The 14518-nt window shown below is 57.0% G+C and carries 14 protein-coding genes; 6 read left to right on the top strand and 8 right to left on the bottom strand.

The annotated features are described in order from the left end of the window. Window positions 1–11 precede the first annotated feature (11 nt). From ACFQDM_RS08570 to ACFQDM_RS08545, 6 genes are all read right to left on the bottom strand, one after another. Window positions 12–1067 carry an HpcH/HpaI aldolase/citrate lyase family protein gene (locus tag ACFQDM_RS08570; protein ID WP_377378073.1) on the bottom strand — a complete coding sequence of 352 codons (1056 nt, stop codon included), beginning with the start codon at window positions 1065–1067 and terminating at the stop codon, window positions 12–14. Between the two features lie 106 nt (window positions 1068–1173). Then, window positions 1174–1686, bottom strand: a complete 513-nt coding sequence (locus tag ACFQDM_RS08565; protein ID WP_377378070.1) for an NUDIX hydrolase — start codon at window positions 1684–1686, stop codon at window positions 1174–1176. Beyond that, the gene (locus ACFQDM_RS08560) at window positions 1683–1979 is read right to left on the bottom strand and encodes a hypothetical protein (RefSeq protein ID WP_377378068.1); all 297 of its coding nucleotides are present in this window, start codon (window positions 1977–1979) and stop codon (window positions 1683–1685) included. Before ACFQDM_RS08560 ends, ACFQDM_RS08565 begins: the two co-directional genes overlap by 4 nt. Window positions 1980–2033: 54 nt before the next feature. Beyond that, complete coding sequence (locus tag ACFQDM_RS08555) at window positions 2034–2942, bottom strand: tyrosine recombinase (RefSeq protein ID WP_377378065.1); 909 nt, start codon at window positions 2940–2942, stop codon at window positions 2034–2036. A 15-nt stretch (window positions 2943–2957) separates the two neighbouring features. Next, window positions 2958–4631, bottom strand: coding sequence for a hypothetical protein (locus ACFQDM_RS08550; RefSeq protein ID WP_377378062.1), 1674 nt, complete (start codon window positions 4629–4631; stop codon window positions 2958–2960). Continuing rightward, complete coding sequence (locus tag ACFQDM_RS08545) at window positions 4624–4758, bottom strand: hypothetical protein (protein ID WP_377378059.1); 135 nt, start codon at window positions 4756–4758, stop codon at window positions 4624–4626. The genes ACFQDM_RS08550 and ACFQDM_RS08545 overlap by 8 nt, the downstream gene beginning before the upstream one ends. Before the next feature lie 97 nt (window positions 4759–4855). On the opposite strand from ACFQDM_RS08545, the gene ACFQDM_RS08540 reads away from it, so the two are divergent. The 4 genes from ACFQDM_RS08540 (at window position 4856) to ACFQDM_RS08525 (ending at window position 8444) form a co-directional block, all read left to right on the top strand. After that, window positions 4856–5419, top strand: a complete 564-nt coding sequence (locus ACFQDM_RS08540) for a shikimate kinase (protein WP_377378058.1) — start codon at window positions 4856–4858, stop codon at window positions 5417–5419. Next, window positions 5412–6533: a 3-dehydroquinate synthase gene (gene aroB / locus ACFQDM_RS08535; protein ID WP_377378057.1), complete on the top strand. Its 1122-nt coding sequence runs from the start codon at window positions 5412–5414 to the stop codon at window positions 6531–6533. Before ACFQDM_RS08540 ends, aroB begins: the two co-directional genes overlap by 8 nt. After that, on the top strand, window positions 6530–7792 hold the full coding sequence (locus ACFQDM_RS08530) for an HlyC/CorC family transporter (RefSeq protein ID WP_377378055.1): 1263 nt from the start codon (window positions 6530–6532) through the stop codon (window positions 7790–7792). The genes aroB and ACFQDM_RS08530 overlap by 4 nt, the downstream gene beginning before the upstream one ends. Window positions 7793–7889: 97 nt before the next feature. Next, a complete protein-coding gene (locus ACFQDM_RS08525) occupies window positions 7890–8444 on the top strand; it encodes a DUF2726 domain-containing protein (protein ID WP_377378053.1) in 555 nt (184 codons plus the stop codon). Window positions 8445–8510: 66 nt separating this feature from the next. Here ACFQDM_RS08525 and ACFQDM_RS08520 read toward each other — a convergent pair whose 3' ends face one another. Together ACFQDM_RS08520 and ACFQDM_RS08515 are read right to left on the bottom strand one after the other, a co-directional pair. After that, window positions 8511–10838 carry a TonB-dependent receptor gene (locus ACFQDM_RS08520; RefSeq protein ID WP_377378378.1) on the bottom strand — a complete coding sequence of 776 codons (2328 nt, stop codon included), beginning with the start codon at window positions 10836–10838 and terminating at the stop codon, window positions 8511–8513. A 481-nt stretch (window positions 10839–11319) separates the two neighbouring features. Continuing rightward, entirely contained in the window at window positions 11320–12204 is an 885-nt protein-coding gene (locus ACFQDM_RS08515) for a DUF3108 domain-containing protein (protein WP_377378050.1), read from the bottom strand. 223 nt (window positions 12205–12427) lie between these two features. Between ACFQDM_RS08515 and rpmB the strand changes: the two genes are divergently transcribed. Further along, complete coding sequence (rpmB, locus tag ACFQDM_RS08510) at window positions 12428–12721, top strand: 50S ribosomal protein L28 (RefSeq protein WP_377378048.1); 294 nt, start codon at window positions 12428–12430, stop codon at window positions 12719–12721. Between the two features lie 89 nt (window positions 12722–12810). Then, a complete protein-coding gene (locus tag ACFQDM_RS08505; protein ID WP_377378046.1) occupies window positions 12811–14514 on the top strand; it encodes an amidohydrolase in 1704 nt (567 codons plus the stop codon). The last annotated feature ends 4 nt before the right edge of the window (window positions 14515–14518 follow it).

Below are 14518 nucleotides of genomic sequence, written 5' to 3'. Positions count from 1 at the left end.
AAAGACAAAGCCTAGAACCCGTAGGCTTCCTTGTATTCCGGGTCTTTGTCGGCGACGAGCTTGGCAAGGTCGACAATGACTTTCGCCTGTTTCCAGGTCGCATCGTCCTGCATTTTGCCGTCGAGCATAACCACGCCTGTGCCATCCGGCATGGCTTCGAGAATGCGGGCGGCGAATTTCACTTCATCCGGGTCCGGAGAGAAGACCTTTTTCGCAATGTCGATCTGGTTCGGGTGGAGCGACCAGGCGCCATCACAACCGAGCAGGAAGGCATTGCGGAATTGCTGTTCGCAGGCGTCGAGATCGGAAATGTCGCCGAACGGGCCATACATCGCCTTGATGCCCGCGCTTGAGCAGGCGTCGACCATGCGCGCAATCGTGTAGTGCCACGGGTCCTGCTGGGCGCTCATGCGCTCGCGGCCTTCGACCGGGTCTTCGATGACGCGATAGAAGGGGTGACCGCCGCCAACGCGGGTGGTCTTCATCTTGCGGGAGGCGGCAAGGTCAGCCGGGCCGAGGCAGATGCCGTGCATGCGCGGGCTGGCCAGCGCGATCTGCTCAACATTCTTCATGCCTTCTGCGGTTTCCAGAATGGCGTGAATGCCGATCGGCTTTTCAATATTGTGCTTGGCTTCGAGTTGCGCGAGCAGCTGGTCAACAAAGTGAATGTCCCATGGGCCTTCAACCTTCGGGATCATCACGACGTCCAGCGCATTGCCGACTTCGCTGACAAGCGTGGTGATGTCTTCGAGAAACCATGGCGAGTTCAGGCAGTTCACGCGGGACCAGAAGCCGGTATTGGAGGCTTTGAAATCCACCGTCTTGCCCATCTCCACAGCGCCGGCGCGGGCCGCGTCCTTTGCATCTGCCGGGATGGCATCTTCCAGATTGGCAAGGATCACATCCACCTTCTTCGCCATGTCCGGCACTTTGGCGCGGACCTTGTCCAGATGCGGCGGCACGAAGTGGATCATGCGCTCGACATTCACCGGCTGTTCGCGCAGTGGCATTGGCGCGCCGATGGCAAGTGGCTTGTAAAAGAGCTGTGGTGGCTTGGTTGCGCTCATATCTGATGTTCCCCTCGAGTGTGTTCGGTCTTTTCGTTGGGGAAACTAGTAGTCCCCTCTGCGCGAGGAAACAACTGGCTTCCGATAAACTTGATACGCCCGCGCGTCAGGCGCGGATCGTGCGAATGCCGGATGGTGGCCCATTGGCGAGCAAGGCGGGCAATTCCGCTTTCAGGCCGCGCGGGAAGACTTGCTGCGAACTGGCGAGCAGATCATCGACCGGCCACCATTTCATGTGGCTGATGGCGGCTTTTTCAGTCGTTTCGAAACCGGAATGATCAAGCTCTGTGGTGAAAGCCTCGGCCAGGAAGAAGGTTTCCTGCAAAAGAGACTGTCGGCCATAAAAGGTGAGCACGTGTTCGGCATACCAGACGGGCGGACCTATGCGCGCCGTATCCCGGTTGAGGCCTGTTTCTTCCTCAAGTTCGCGCCAGGCTGCTTCCAGCGTGGTTTCGCCCGCATCAATCGCGCCGCCAACCGTGACCCAGTACGGGTCTGAGAGCACCTCACCGTCTGCATTGGCGACGTTTTCGTCATGCATATGGACGAGCAGCAGCCGTCCCTGCGGATCAAAGGGCAAAAGACGCGCGGTCGGACGCGGTTTTATAGCCGGTGTCAAAAAAGCTTTTCCTGTTCCTCGACGACTTCATCAAAGGCGCGCATGGCAACCAGCCCGCCGCCAATCATCAACAGGGATGTGCCAAGCGATTTCATCATGTTCTCTGGCATGAAGAGCTTGGCCACACCATCACGGGCCTGTCGCACCTTGCGGCGACTGCCTTTATCGGCGTGCGGTGTGTCGGCTTTTGGCAGATCCAGCGGTGTTGGCTTCCATTGGCGCAGCAGCAGGCCCGTTCCGACAAGCGCGGCAGCGGCCAACAGGGGTGAATTCTGACCAGGTGTGTTTTTCATCTTCGAAGCCTCCTGTCTGACTTAAGTCTTCGACAGGCATCGAAGTTCCGAACCTTACCCCTGTGCAAGCGGGTGTGCGGCAGCAAGAAGATCGGCCAGATCATCTGTCAGGAGGTGGGTATAGATCTGCGTGGTGGAAATATCGGCATGGCCAAGCAGCATCTGGACGGTGCGAAGATCGGCCCCGCCCTGCAGCATATGGGTCGCGAAGGCATGGCGCAGGCTGTGCGGTGAGATCGCCGTCGGGTCGAGGCCTGCGGCGATGGCGCGCTGGTCGAGCACATTCTGTAAGGTCCGCCGACTGAGATGCCCGTCCTTGCCGCCGGATGGAAACACAAAGGCATCAGCAACGGCCCGGTTCCGCTTTGGCAGCGAAGCCTCACGGACGGCGAGATAGGCATCCAGCGCATGATTGGCATGACGCCCAACCGGGCAAAGCCTTTCCTTATTGCCCTTGCCGATGACGCGAATGAACCCGTCCCTGCGGGTTTTCAGCGCCGACATGGGCAGGGCGCAAATCTCGCTGGCACGCAGCCCGGCGCTGTAGATCAGCTCCAGAAGGCAGAGATCACGCCGGTCCCGCATGCTTTCGCCCTCACAGGCGGCAAGGAGGGTGGTCATGTCTTCGCGAGAGTGCACATCCGGCACGTTACGGCGCAGCGTCGGTGTCACCAGATCACTGGCCGGATTGGTGGTGCGCAGGCCTTCCTCCACCTCGAAACGGTAGAACTGACGAAGGGCGGACAGACGCCGCGCAATCGTGGACGCCGCCATGCCCTGTTTCGAGAGTGATTGCTGATAGCCGGTCAGATCGGCACCAGAGGCCGAAACCAGCCCCGATGGCAGGCTGGCGACAGCATCGTCCAGGTCGCGGCGATAAGCCTGCAGCGTATTGTTAGCCGCGCCGCGCTCGACCGCGAGCATGTCGAGAAAGGCCCCAATCCGCTGACTGTCTTCGCTCATCGCCAAACACCTGTGTCAGCTTTTCGGACGTTGAAAGCCAACCCCTTCAATCGCGAGCGCGCGTGCTGACCCTTCAAAGCCTTCGGCGCGAAGCGTGCGGACCAGAAGCCCCAGATCAAACATATTGAGCTGGGTCGGGTCTTCACCGGCCGCAGCGGCCACGCGGAAGACGCCTTCGCCCAGCGCATCGCTGGTCAGAGCCGTTTCCGTCAGCAATTGCGTCTGCAGGTCGATGCGTTCGCCCGTGTTCAGCACTTTGGCATTGGTGGATGCCAGAAACTCACGCGCATCCGGTGCGATGGAACTGCCCATGACCGAGAACATGTAGAGCATGCGTGCGGCCTTGGCGCGTGTGTCATCGCTGGCATTGCGGGCCAGACGCGAAGACACGACGCGGACCGATTCTGCTGACTCATCAATGCCCGCCAGAATGCGCACGCCATCAATCCAGGCCAGCGCGTATTCGTCTGGCTGCGGGCCGCCTTCGAACACGGTGCCGCTGGTGAAGCGCTGCGAAAGATCGGTATCGCCGGTTGCGATGGCCGCGAGGGCAAAGACCTCACCATATTCGACGATCAGGTTCTGATTGCGAATGTTCTGAAGTTCCGGCATCAGCGCGCCGGCAGTGGCGAGATAGGCTTTCAGGTCCGGCTCTGTAGCTGTCAGCGCGGCGGCGAAGGCTTCGGCGCGGGCGCGTTCATTCATCGTCCGGTCGCGCGTGGCCATCAGGGCGGCATCCAGCGGATTGATCGGCTCAGGGCGCTCAATCTCTTCCGGTTCCGGTGCAGGTTCGCCCTCCAGCGGTGGCGGAGGCGGTTCCGGCATGGCTGGCATGTCGGAGAAATAGGCGTTTCGATAGGTATCGTAGGAGATCACATCTGCGCGCGCGGCGATGTCTGCGGCCACGATGCGAAACCCGCGGGAAATATCCGAGCGCTTGATCAGCTCTGCGGCCACCATTGGCGTCAGGCTGGCATAGCCATCTTCCTTGGCAATGGGCAGATTGCCCGCAATGGACAGGGCGAGTTTCAGGCCTGTGCTGAAATCGGCTGTCGGTTTCCTGCCTTTGAAATTCTCATCGACGGCGCCGACGGCTGCGATCAGCCATGGGTCTTCGGCGCCTTCATTGCGCGCAAATTCCAGCGCCAGTTCGGCAGATCCAAGTTCACCCGACAGCGCAAAACACACCGCGCGGGCATTCAGGAGATAGCCGGTGACCTCTGTGCTTGCGCGCACACGTGAACAGGCCGAGGCGAGATTTCCGCGCGCCAGATCCATGTCGATTTCAAGCTCTACCTGGCTCGGGACGCCTGGCTGGCCGGAAATCTGCCGTACGAAATGATTATAGGCGTCCAGATCGCCCAGCTCACGCACAAGTGAAAGGCGCAGCCCCAGCAAAGAGGCGGCATTCTCGACATCCGGGCGACGTGCAGGCGACAGGAGCGCCCGGCGGACCAGATCGCGCATGGCTGGCGAAAGCGCATGAACATCGGTGGTGACAAAAAGCGTCTCAAGCTGGGTCGCTGAGGAATTGTCCCAGAGGCCCTGCGGCAGGGCTTCCAGCTCGCGCGTCGACAGCGCGCCAACACCCCAGGGGTCGATCTCTCCAAGGCTGGTGCTGCGCAGACCCTGCGCATGTGCACTGATCGCCAGAAGCGAGACGCCCGCAATGGCTAGCGTTCTAATCATCCAGATCAACCTCGAATTCGAGTTGGGTGGATGAAGGTGGGTTTTTCTCTGCCTCACCGGCCAGCCAGAAGATGCCGCCGACCGCCAATACGATCAGAATACCCACGATAATGAGAAATAGTCTCATCGTTTACCTTTCGCCTCGTTCGAACAATTGCCCGATGATTCCTTTATGTATAAGCCTGTTCTTTGTGGAGGCGCAAAGGCAGATGCGCGTTGGAAATGTGACAATAGAAACAGAAACTTCAGCGGGACCGCTCGCAAACGGCAAAACAATCGCACTTGTCGGCCTGATGGGCGCTGGCAAATCATCTGTCGGTCGACGTCTGGCCGACACACTCAAGCTTCCTTTTCACGATAGCGATGACGAAATCGAAAAGGCAGCCGGTCTGTCCGTATCCGACATATTCTCTCTGCATGGCGAAGAGGAATTCCGCCGTGTCGAGCAGCGCGTCATTGAGCGTCTGATCACCGGCAAACAGCAGGTACTGGCCACAGGTGGCGGCGCTTTCATGAATGATCAGACGCGCGCCCTGCTGAAAGAGCATGCTGTCACCATCTGGCTGAGCGCCGATCTTGAAACGCTCTGGCGACGCGTCAGCCGCCGCGATGGCCGCCCTTTGCTGAAGACCGAAAACCCGAAAGATCGGCTGCGCAATCTTCTGGAAACGCGCAAGGCAACCTATGCCACGGCCGATATTGTCGTTGAAAGCCGCGACGGACCGCATATGAATGCCGTGCGTGACATTATTTCTGCCCTGAAGGAAAAGTTTCCCTCCAATGACTGAAGACATTGTCCGGGTCGATCTCGGCAAACGCAGCTATGACATCGTGATTGGCAGCGCGCTGATCGACACGTTCGGCGAGCGTATCAAAGACGCTCTGCCAAAGCCGACTTCGCGCGCCTTTATTCTCAGCGATGACGCGGTCTGGGGCATTCATGGCGAACGCGCCCTGAAAAGCCTGGACGCGAGCGGCATTCCAGCCATCGTGAAGACCGTTCCGTCCGGTGAGGCGTCCAAATCCTTCGCCAATCTGGAAACCGTTCTGGAGCATTTCATTGCCGAGGAAGCCGAGCGCAATGATCTGCTGATTGCTTTTGGCGGCGGCGTTGTCGGTGACCTGTCTGGCCTTGTGGCCGGTCTGATGAAGCGCGGCATGCCGTTTGTGCAGGTGCCAACCACCCTGCTCTCTCAGGTCGATTCCTCTGTCGGCGGCAAAACGGCCATCAATTCACGACATGGCAAAAACCTGATCGGCCTGTTCAATCAGCCGGTTCTGGTGCTGGCTGATATCGACATGCTGTCGACGCTGCCACCGCGCGAATGGCGCGCTGGCTATGCCGAAGTGATCAAATACGGCCTGATCGATCGCCCGGATTTCTTTGATCATCTGGAAACAGCAACGGACGCCATTCTGGCCGGTGACAAGGCCGAGCTGGCAAAGGCTGTCAAAATCTCCTGTGAATCCAAGGCTGCCGTGGTCGCCGCAGATGAAACCGAACAGGGCAAACGCGCCCTGTTGAATCTCGGCCATACCTTCGGACACGCGATTGAACGTGCACGCGGCTTTGATGGCCGGGTCCTGCATGGTGAAGCGGTCGCGACCGGTATGGCCATGGCCTATCGCTATTCCAGGCAATTGGGGATCTGCCCCGGCCAGGATGTTGTGCGGGTCGAGCGCCTGCTGGCAAAATCCGGTCTCGCACCGACGCTGGCGGCTCTGAACACCGGTGATTTTGATGCAAATGAGCTTCTGAGCCATATGTATCAGGACAAGAAGGTTGAATCCGGCGCGCTCACCCTCATTCTAGCAAAAGGCATTGGTAATTCCTTTGTGCAAAAAGGGGTCGATCCTGAGCCCTTACGCGCATTTTTGGAGGTTGAAACGAAACTCGCATGACCACCCTGTGGCCATTCTTTGCAGTCATTGTGCTGCTCGCCTTTTCCGGTTTCTTTTCCGGATCGGAAACCGCCCTGACTGCAGCCTCCCGCGCGCGTATGCACGCAATGGAGAAAGACGGCGATAAACGCGCCGCGCGGGTGAACCGCCTGCTGGCCGATCAGGAGAGCCTGATCGGAGCCATTCTCCTCGGCAACAACCTCGTCAATATTCTCGCATCTGCGCTGGCAACGGCCATGTTCCTCAGCTGGTTCGGCGATGCGGGCGTGCCGATTGCGACCGCCGTGATGACGGTGCTCGTGCTCGTCTTTGCCGAAGTCATGCCGAAAACCTATGCGATTTCGAACTCTGACAATGTGGCCATGGCCGTGTCGCAGCCGATCACCTGGCTGGTGAAAACCTTCGCCTGGATCGTCAACATCATCCAGTTCATCGTGAAGATCACGCTGCGCATTTTCGGCATTCGCGCCGATCAGGGGCTTGTCTCTGCCGAAGAGGAAATTCGCGGCGCGATTGACCTGCACCACTCTGAAGGCGGCGTGGCCGAGCATGACCGTCACATGCTGGTGGGTGCGCTCGACCTGAAGGATCTGACCGTTGCGGACCTGATGATCCACCGCAAGAACATCAACATGATCGATGCGGACCAGCCGGCCCGCGACATTGTGATGACCGCGCTGTCCAGCCCGCATACGCGGCTGCCGCTTTATCGCGGGTCTCAGGACGAGATCATTGGCATTCTGCACGCCAAGGATTTGCTGCGCGCCATTGCGCCGCTGCGCGGCGATCTCAACAAGCTGGATCTCGACAGCATCATCCGTGAACCGTGGTTCGTGCCGGAAACGCTGACCGTACAGGAGCAGCTGAACGCCTTTCTGAAAAAGCGCAATCACTTCGCGCTTGTGGTGGATGAATATGGCGCGCTGGAAGGTCTGATCACACTGGAAGACATTCTGGAAGAGATTGTCGGCGATATCCGCGATGAGCATGACGTCGCTGTTCAGGGTGTGCGCCCGCAACCGGACGGCTCTGTGAATGTCGATGGTGTGGTCACCATTCGCGATCTCAACCGCGCGCTTGGCTGGAATCTGCCAGACGAGGAAGCCGTCACGATTGCAGGCCTCGTCATCCATGAGGCGCAGACCATCCCGGAACCGGGTCAGCGCTTTTCCTTCCATGGATATCGCTTTGATGTGCTGCGCAAATCCCGCAACCAGATCACCGCCCTCCGCGTGAAGCAGGATGAAGGGGTTTCGTGAGCCTCGAAATGCCCGTCATCGTTGAAATTTAATCTGCTCCCGAAGGACTTACCTCACACGTTTCTGGCAGCGTGTGGCAAACCTTCGGAGCAGTGACATGGCGAATGCCTTTTCAGATATTTTGGGATTCGCGATTGCTTTCGGCGTGCTGGCTTTGGCGTTGTCGTCGATTGGCCCGCTCTTCTTCGGAAAAGCCCGCAAAAAAATACGAAAACAACCGACGCTTCACGCTTACCGATCGCGGTCCACCATTTTGAGTGAAGCTGAACGTCTGGCTTTTCGACAACTCTATCGCGCTCTGCGTGGCCGGGCATATCTTTGTCCGAAAGTGCGGATCGCCGATATTCTGGATGTCGAGCGAACCGGCGACTTTAAAAAAGATAACCCCGGCTTTCTCCGGATCGCACAGAAGCACGTCGACTTCCTGGTGACAGACTTTGACGGCCAAATCCTGTTCGCGATTGAGCTGGATGACAGCTCTCATAATCGCGCGAAGACCATCAAACGTGATGAACTCGTCAATCACGCCTTCACCACGGCACGCGTCGATCTGATCCGTGTACAGCCTGGCAAGTTGAGCGAGAGCAGAGCTCTTCGAAAGAAACTTTCTGAGCTGCCCGTTCCAGACCGGGAAAGACAATCAGCCGCTTGAACAGCAGCAGACAAAAAAAGCCCCGGCAGAACCGGGGCTTTTCTTATGGGTGAAGCGCTCTGACGCCTAGAAGCGGGCGGTCAGTGTCATCTGGAAGGTGCGCGGGCTGAGCGGACGGAAATAAGCCGAGCCGGCATACACAAACGCGGTTGGCACTTCCTCATCGAACACATTGTCGAGGTTGAAGCGCAGGCTGAGGTTTTCCGGAATGCCAAAGTCATTCGGGCCGCCCAGATCGAGATAGGCGCTGAAGACGGTATAATCTTCCATCTCATAGCTTTCCGTATAATCGGCATAGCGCGTGCCGGTGTATTTCGCCGAAAGATTGGCAACCGCCCATTCGGTCGGCTCGACCGTGACACCGCCTGTGAACAGCCATTCCGGGCTATCGGCCAGTACGGAGCCTGCCGATCCACCCGGGAAGTCATCCTTCGACTCGGTGTGGTTATAGGTCAGATTGCCATCGAAATAGACCATGTCGTTGAAGAGATCAGGCTGATAAACACCCGACAATTCAAAGCCATAAGCCTCAGTTTCACCCGCATTGATGTAATAGGCTTCCGGCTGACCAGTGGCCGGGTTGATCACGCTGCCAGAAACCAGACGATTATCGAATGTGGTGTAGAACAGCGCCGCCGAGCCATAAAAGCCCGCCCGGTTTGTCCGCATACCAATCTCGAAATTGTCTGACTCCTCACCTTCCGGCGCTGGAAGCGGGTCTGTCTCTGCATCTGTTGATGCGATGGAGAAGATGTCATCGGTGCCACGCGGCAGAGCATAGTTCTGCGAATAGGACGCGAAGATCTGATCGGCATCATTCAGATCATAGACCGCGCCAACCATTGGCAGGAAGTTTTTCGAATACTCCTCACCCACATTCTGTGGCCCGAAGCCTGGCAGATAGGTCCCATCCTCAGCCACGCGATAATAGTCGTTATAATCGCGATAGCCTTCGAGCGAGTAATCGACGCTCAGGCTTTTCACACCGATCTCGACATTCAGACGATCTTCCAGAAGGCTGATCGTATCCTTGATGTAGAACTGCATGGACTCGCGGTAGGACGTGTAATCGCGGCGGTAATACGCCGTCTCATCCCAGATCACGTCGCCATCGGCAGAGCCGTTCGTCTTGTTCAGACGGGCCTGCGTGCGGTTATAGTCCTCGTCTTCATACCAGCCGCCAAATTCGATGAGATGGTTGGCGACCTCCCATTCAAAGCCTGCGACCAGACCGGTACGCGTGCCGCCGACTTCAGAGAGGCCATACTGAACCCCGCGCGGCCAGACGACATCCAGACCGACAGCGGCCTGACCGAGATAACGACCGAGCGTGTTGCTATAGCTATCCGGGGAGACACCAAAGCCATCCTTGTCTTCCTGATAGGCCGTTGCCTTGAACATCAGGCCGTCAACGATATCGGTCTCGAAATTCAGGGAATAGAGGGTGTCATCGCGGATGTTGATGCGGTCTTCATAATACTGGGTACAGGTGCCGCCGGTATAGAGCGGCGTGAAGTCATCATCATCGGCAACGCCATCGCCATTATAGTCATAAACGCCCGGCAGAGGCGCGACACAGCCGGTTTCCGGAATGATCGGCGAATAGCCGTAATAATAGTCGTCTTCGAAGACACTTTCCGGGCCTGATGGCGAGTCATAGTCGAAGAAGTCATTATGGACATAGCCGAACTTGATGAAGGTATCCTCGTCAAACTCGTACTTGATTTTGCCCTCAATATGCTCGCGGTCGATACTGCCCGGACCACGCCACAGATCGCTGTCCGTCTTGGAGCGGCTGATATAGGCCGAGAAGCCATTCCAGTTGCCCGACTCCAGCTTGATGAAGCTACGCTCCAGATTGTCATCGCCCATAGTGTAGGAGATCATGCCGCCCGGATCTTCTTCCGGATCGACCGAATTATAGGAGACGATCGGACCCAGCGAGGCATAGCTCGGCAGGGAGACATCGCCTGCGCCCGGAGAGGCGACAACCGAGCCAAGGTTTTCATTGTCCACATAACGGAAGATCGGAGACCCGCCGAAAGCATCCGAACGGCCCATCGGCACGCCATCCAGCACGAAGCCGATCTGCTGCAGGTTGAAGGCGCGAACCGTGACCGAGTTACCGAACTCATAAAGACCCAGCGCACCATCGGTCTGGACGTTGAAGCCAGGCAGCGATTCCAGCATTTTCAGACCCGAAATGCCGCCCGGTGCAGAGAGCAGCTCCTCACGCGTCACCGCCACGGTGTTCGATGCCTCATTGAGGCCAATGGCTTCGTCTGTCTGAGACACGCGGCGTCCTTCTACGAACACGCGCTCGAGGGTGGCTTCTTCGTCTGTGGAGGTTGTCTCCTGCGCCTGGCCCACCAAAGGCAAAGACGCCGCCAGCATCAAAGCCGCGACACTGGATGACCGACCCAGTAATGATTGTAATCGCATACAGAATTCCCCTCTTCAAACATCGAATGTCTGATCAGGGTTTCGAAGGATTGGCTGTGCGGCAATATTTGCGGAAGTTTTTGCGTATTCACGTGAGAAAAACGGGAAACATGCGAATTGATGCTCGAATTTTGTTCCGTTCCCGGCGTATTCGCCAGTCTCACACATTCGTGATTTCTTTTACGGTGACTATTTGAGGGTGAACACCGTCAAAAATTGTCCAAATCGCACTGTCATCTGTTGTTGAGAACTATTTTCAATACGTTTTCTAATATGTACTTAAATTTTCCTGTCACATGCTGTGGTTTTAAACTTGTGAATTACGGCGCTGGAAAAAGTCGAGACCAATAAATAATCATCGAATTCTACCGGAAATAAATAACCCGCGCATATCTCTATGCACGGGTTACTTGCAATCATTCAGACGGTCCGCCTAGCCAGCCGAAGAGGCTGTCTCATTGGACGCCGACTGCGGCACATCTTCCAGACGGATTTTCTTGGTCGACAATGTAATCTTGCCAACATCCTTGGTGTCGACGACGAATTTCACCATTGGACGGAAGCCTTCCATCGGCTCGCCGAAATAGATCTTCATCGGACCTTCAATGCCGGACAGGTTACCGCCCTTATCGCCCTTTTTATAACCGGCGACGCGGGTCAGATCGACATGGCATTCAACCGCCTTGCCCTTATACCCTTTGGTTTTGACATTCGTCTCACCGATATAACGGAAATCCAGGCGGGTGAGCTGGCGACCATCAAAGGTCTGGATCGCCTGGCCGCACGGATTGTCAGCCGGTTGCGGCTGGAAGGCCGCATTCATCAGCGCCGTGATCGGATCGAGCGCCTGAAGCTTTTGCTCAGGTGTCGCCGGAGGGAAACCAAGATTACCGAATGCCGGTGTCGCGACCATATCCACATCATCAGAACGATACGTCATCTCAACGCGGCGGTTCTTCTTCCCGTCATTGTTCTGACTGATGTAATTATAGGTCTGCAGACCGTTATCCGTGATGTAACCGCTTGCGGCGATCCGCATGTCATAATCGACAAACAGATCTGCAATGCCCGTCGTCTTGACGAGTGTGTTCATCCTGTAAGTGGAATCGTCCATCAGGATTTCGAAATCCGCCTTACCCGTGACCGGGATGAACAGCAGATAGGCCACCGCCTCGACTTCATAGACAAGTCGCTTGGCCGTGCCGTCTTTGACATCCTGAAGAATTGGATTTTCAGAAGCTGTCGCTCCCGATACCGCTGTGCTCAGCCCAAGCGCCGCAATTGCGAGGCCTGCTGATAATTTACGTTTCATACCCATCTGGACCTCTAACTATAAGTGCCCGCCCGATTACCAACGCTAACAAGACCAGACTGTTTCCAGGATGAACAGCCCCATCATAATTTGGTCTTGAAGAAATCCCCGTTTGGTCGGAATCTGGCAGTCATGTGAGATTCTGCAACGAATCACGCTTGACCTTTCCCGGCTAAAGACGTATCAGCCGCCCTTCGAGTTTTAAGAATATCCTGAAAGAGGCGCTGCCATGTCGCGCGAATGTGAACTTTCTGGCAAGTCCCCGATGGTTGGTCACCGGGTGAGCCACTCAAATATCAAGTCTAAGCGCCGGTTCCTTCCGAACCTGGTGAACGTCACGCTGCATTCTGAAGTTCTGTCTCGCAGCTTCAAAATGCGTATCGCGGCCAGCACGCTGCGCACCGTCGACAAGCACGGTGGTCTTGACGGCTATCTTCAGAAAACGAAGAAAACAGCCCTCACAGACGGCGCGCTCAAAATTCTGAGCGATATCGAGAAGAAACAGGCTGAAGCAGCAGCATAGTCTTCCGAAAAACCGGTTTTCGAGAAAAGCGCCTTGATGGCGCTTTTTTTGTGCGCAAGGTATGACCCAACTGGTCTGGGGAGAACCTTATGCGTATCGCTGCTCTTTTAAGTCTTTCACTGCTCACCCTTGTCGGCTGTAACCGCGAAGTGCCCATACGGGCTGACGTGATCTATACCGGCGGCACCATCTATACCGGCGCAGAGGAAGGCCAGACCGTTGAAGCCGTCGCAGTTGGCGATGGCGTGATCGTCTTCACCGGCGATATGGAAACCGCCATCAAGACCACAAAGGACGGCGCACGCATCGTCAATATTGGCGACGCCGTGATGTTTCCCGGCTTTACCGACTCCCACGTCCATCTGAGCGGTGTCGGCCAGCGCGAACTGACGCTCAATCTTGATCAGGTTGCCTCGATTGAAGAACTGAAATCCGTTCTTGCCAGCTATCATGACGAAAACCCCGACCTGACGCAGATTTACGGCCGCGGCTGGATCGAAACCCACTGGCCGGAGGGACGCTTTCCGACCGCAGCCGATATTGATGAAGTCGTTCCGGACATTCCGGTGTTTCTGGTGCGCTCTGATGGCCATGCCGCGCTTGCCAATAGTGCAGCGCTCGAGGCTGCAGGTGTGACGACCGAAACCGAAGACCCGGATGGCGGCGCGATCCTGAAAACAGAAGACGGCGCGCCGAACGGCATGCTGATCGACAATGCCATTGGTCTGGTCAGCGGCCTTTATGCCGAACCCACCACGGAAGATGTGAAACGCGCGCTGGAAGTCGGATATGACGTCTATGCATCACGCGGCTGGACCGGCGTGCACAATGTGTCAGTCGGTCAGCAACAGCTGGACGCGCTCGCGCAGCTTGCGCTTTCAGGAGACATTCCACTGCGCACCTATAACGCCGTGAATGCCGATCTGATTGATGCCGCCATTGATCGCAGTCCGTCCGGCAAACGCCTGACGACACGCGGTGTGAAAATCTTCATGGACGGCGCACTCGGCTCGCGCGGCGCGCTGCTGTTTGATCCTTATAATGACGCACCAGATACCAGAGGCCTTATCCTTGCCGACAAGGACGAGACCCTCGCCCTTTACGAGAAGGCACTGGATGGCAGCGTGCAGATTGCCATTCACGCGATTGGCGACCGCGCCAACAAGCTTGCGCTCGACTGGATGGGAGAAGCCTTTGAAACCTATCAGGCTGAGCATCCACCGGAAGAAACTGACGGCGAGGAGGACGAGCATGTCTTCGATCCGCGCTGGCGCATCGAGCACTCACAAATGGTGCGCCCGGAAGAGCAGTCGCGCTTTGCCGACCTCGCCATTATTGCCAGCATGCAGCCATCGCACGCGATTGGTGACCTGCATTTTGCCCCGGCCCGTGTGGGCCTGAACCGGCTCGGCCGCGCCTATGCCTGGAAAAGTCTGATGGATCAGGGCGTGATCATTGCCGGCGGCTCCGATGCACCGGTTGAAGTGGGCGATCCGATCATTGAGTTTTATGCGGCGAGCGTCCGAAAGGATCTGAAAGGCTTTTCCGCCGAAGGCTGGCACCCGGAAGAAGCGTTATCGCGTTTTGAGGCGCTGCAGCTTTTCACACAGAATGCCGCCTATGCCTCTTTCCAGGAAGATGATCTCGGCACCATCGAAATCGGCAAAAAGGCTGACTTCTCGATCTTTGACCGCGATCTCATGACCATTCCGGATGAGGAAATCCTTCTGACCAAGCCGGTCATGACCATTGTCGGCGGCGATGTTGTCTGGCCGCCGAAAGCGCCCGAATAATAGG

The organism is Ponticaulis profundi (genome assembly GCF_042659465.1).
GTDB lineage: Bacteria > Pseudomonadota > Alphaproteobacteria > Caulobacterales > Hyphomonadaceae > Ponticaulis > Ponticaulis profundi.
This window is presented reverse-complemented; position numbering and strand designations above follow the sequence as displayed.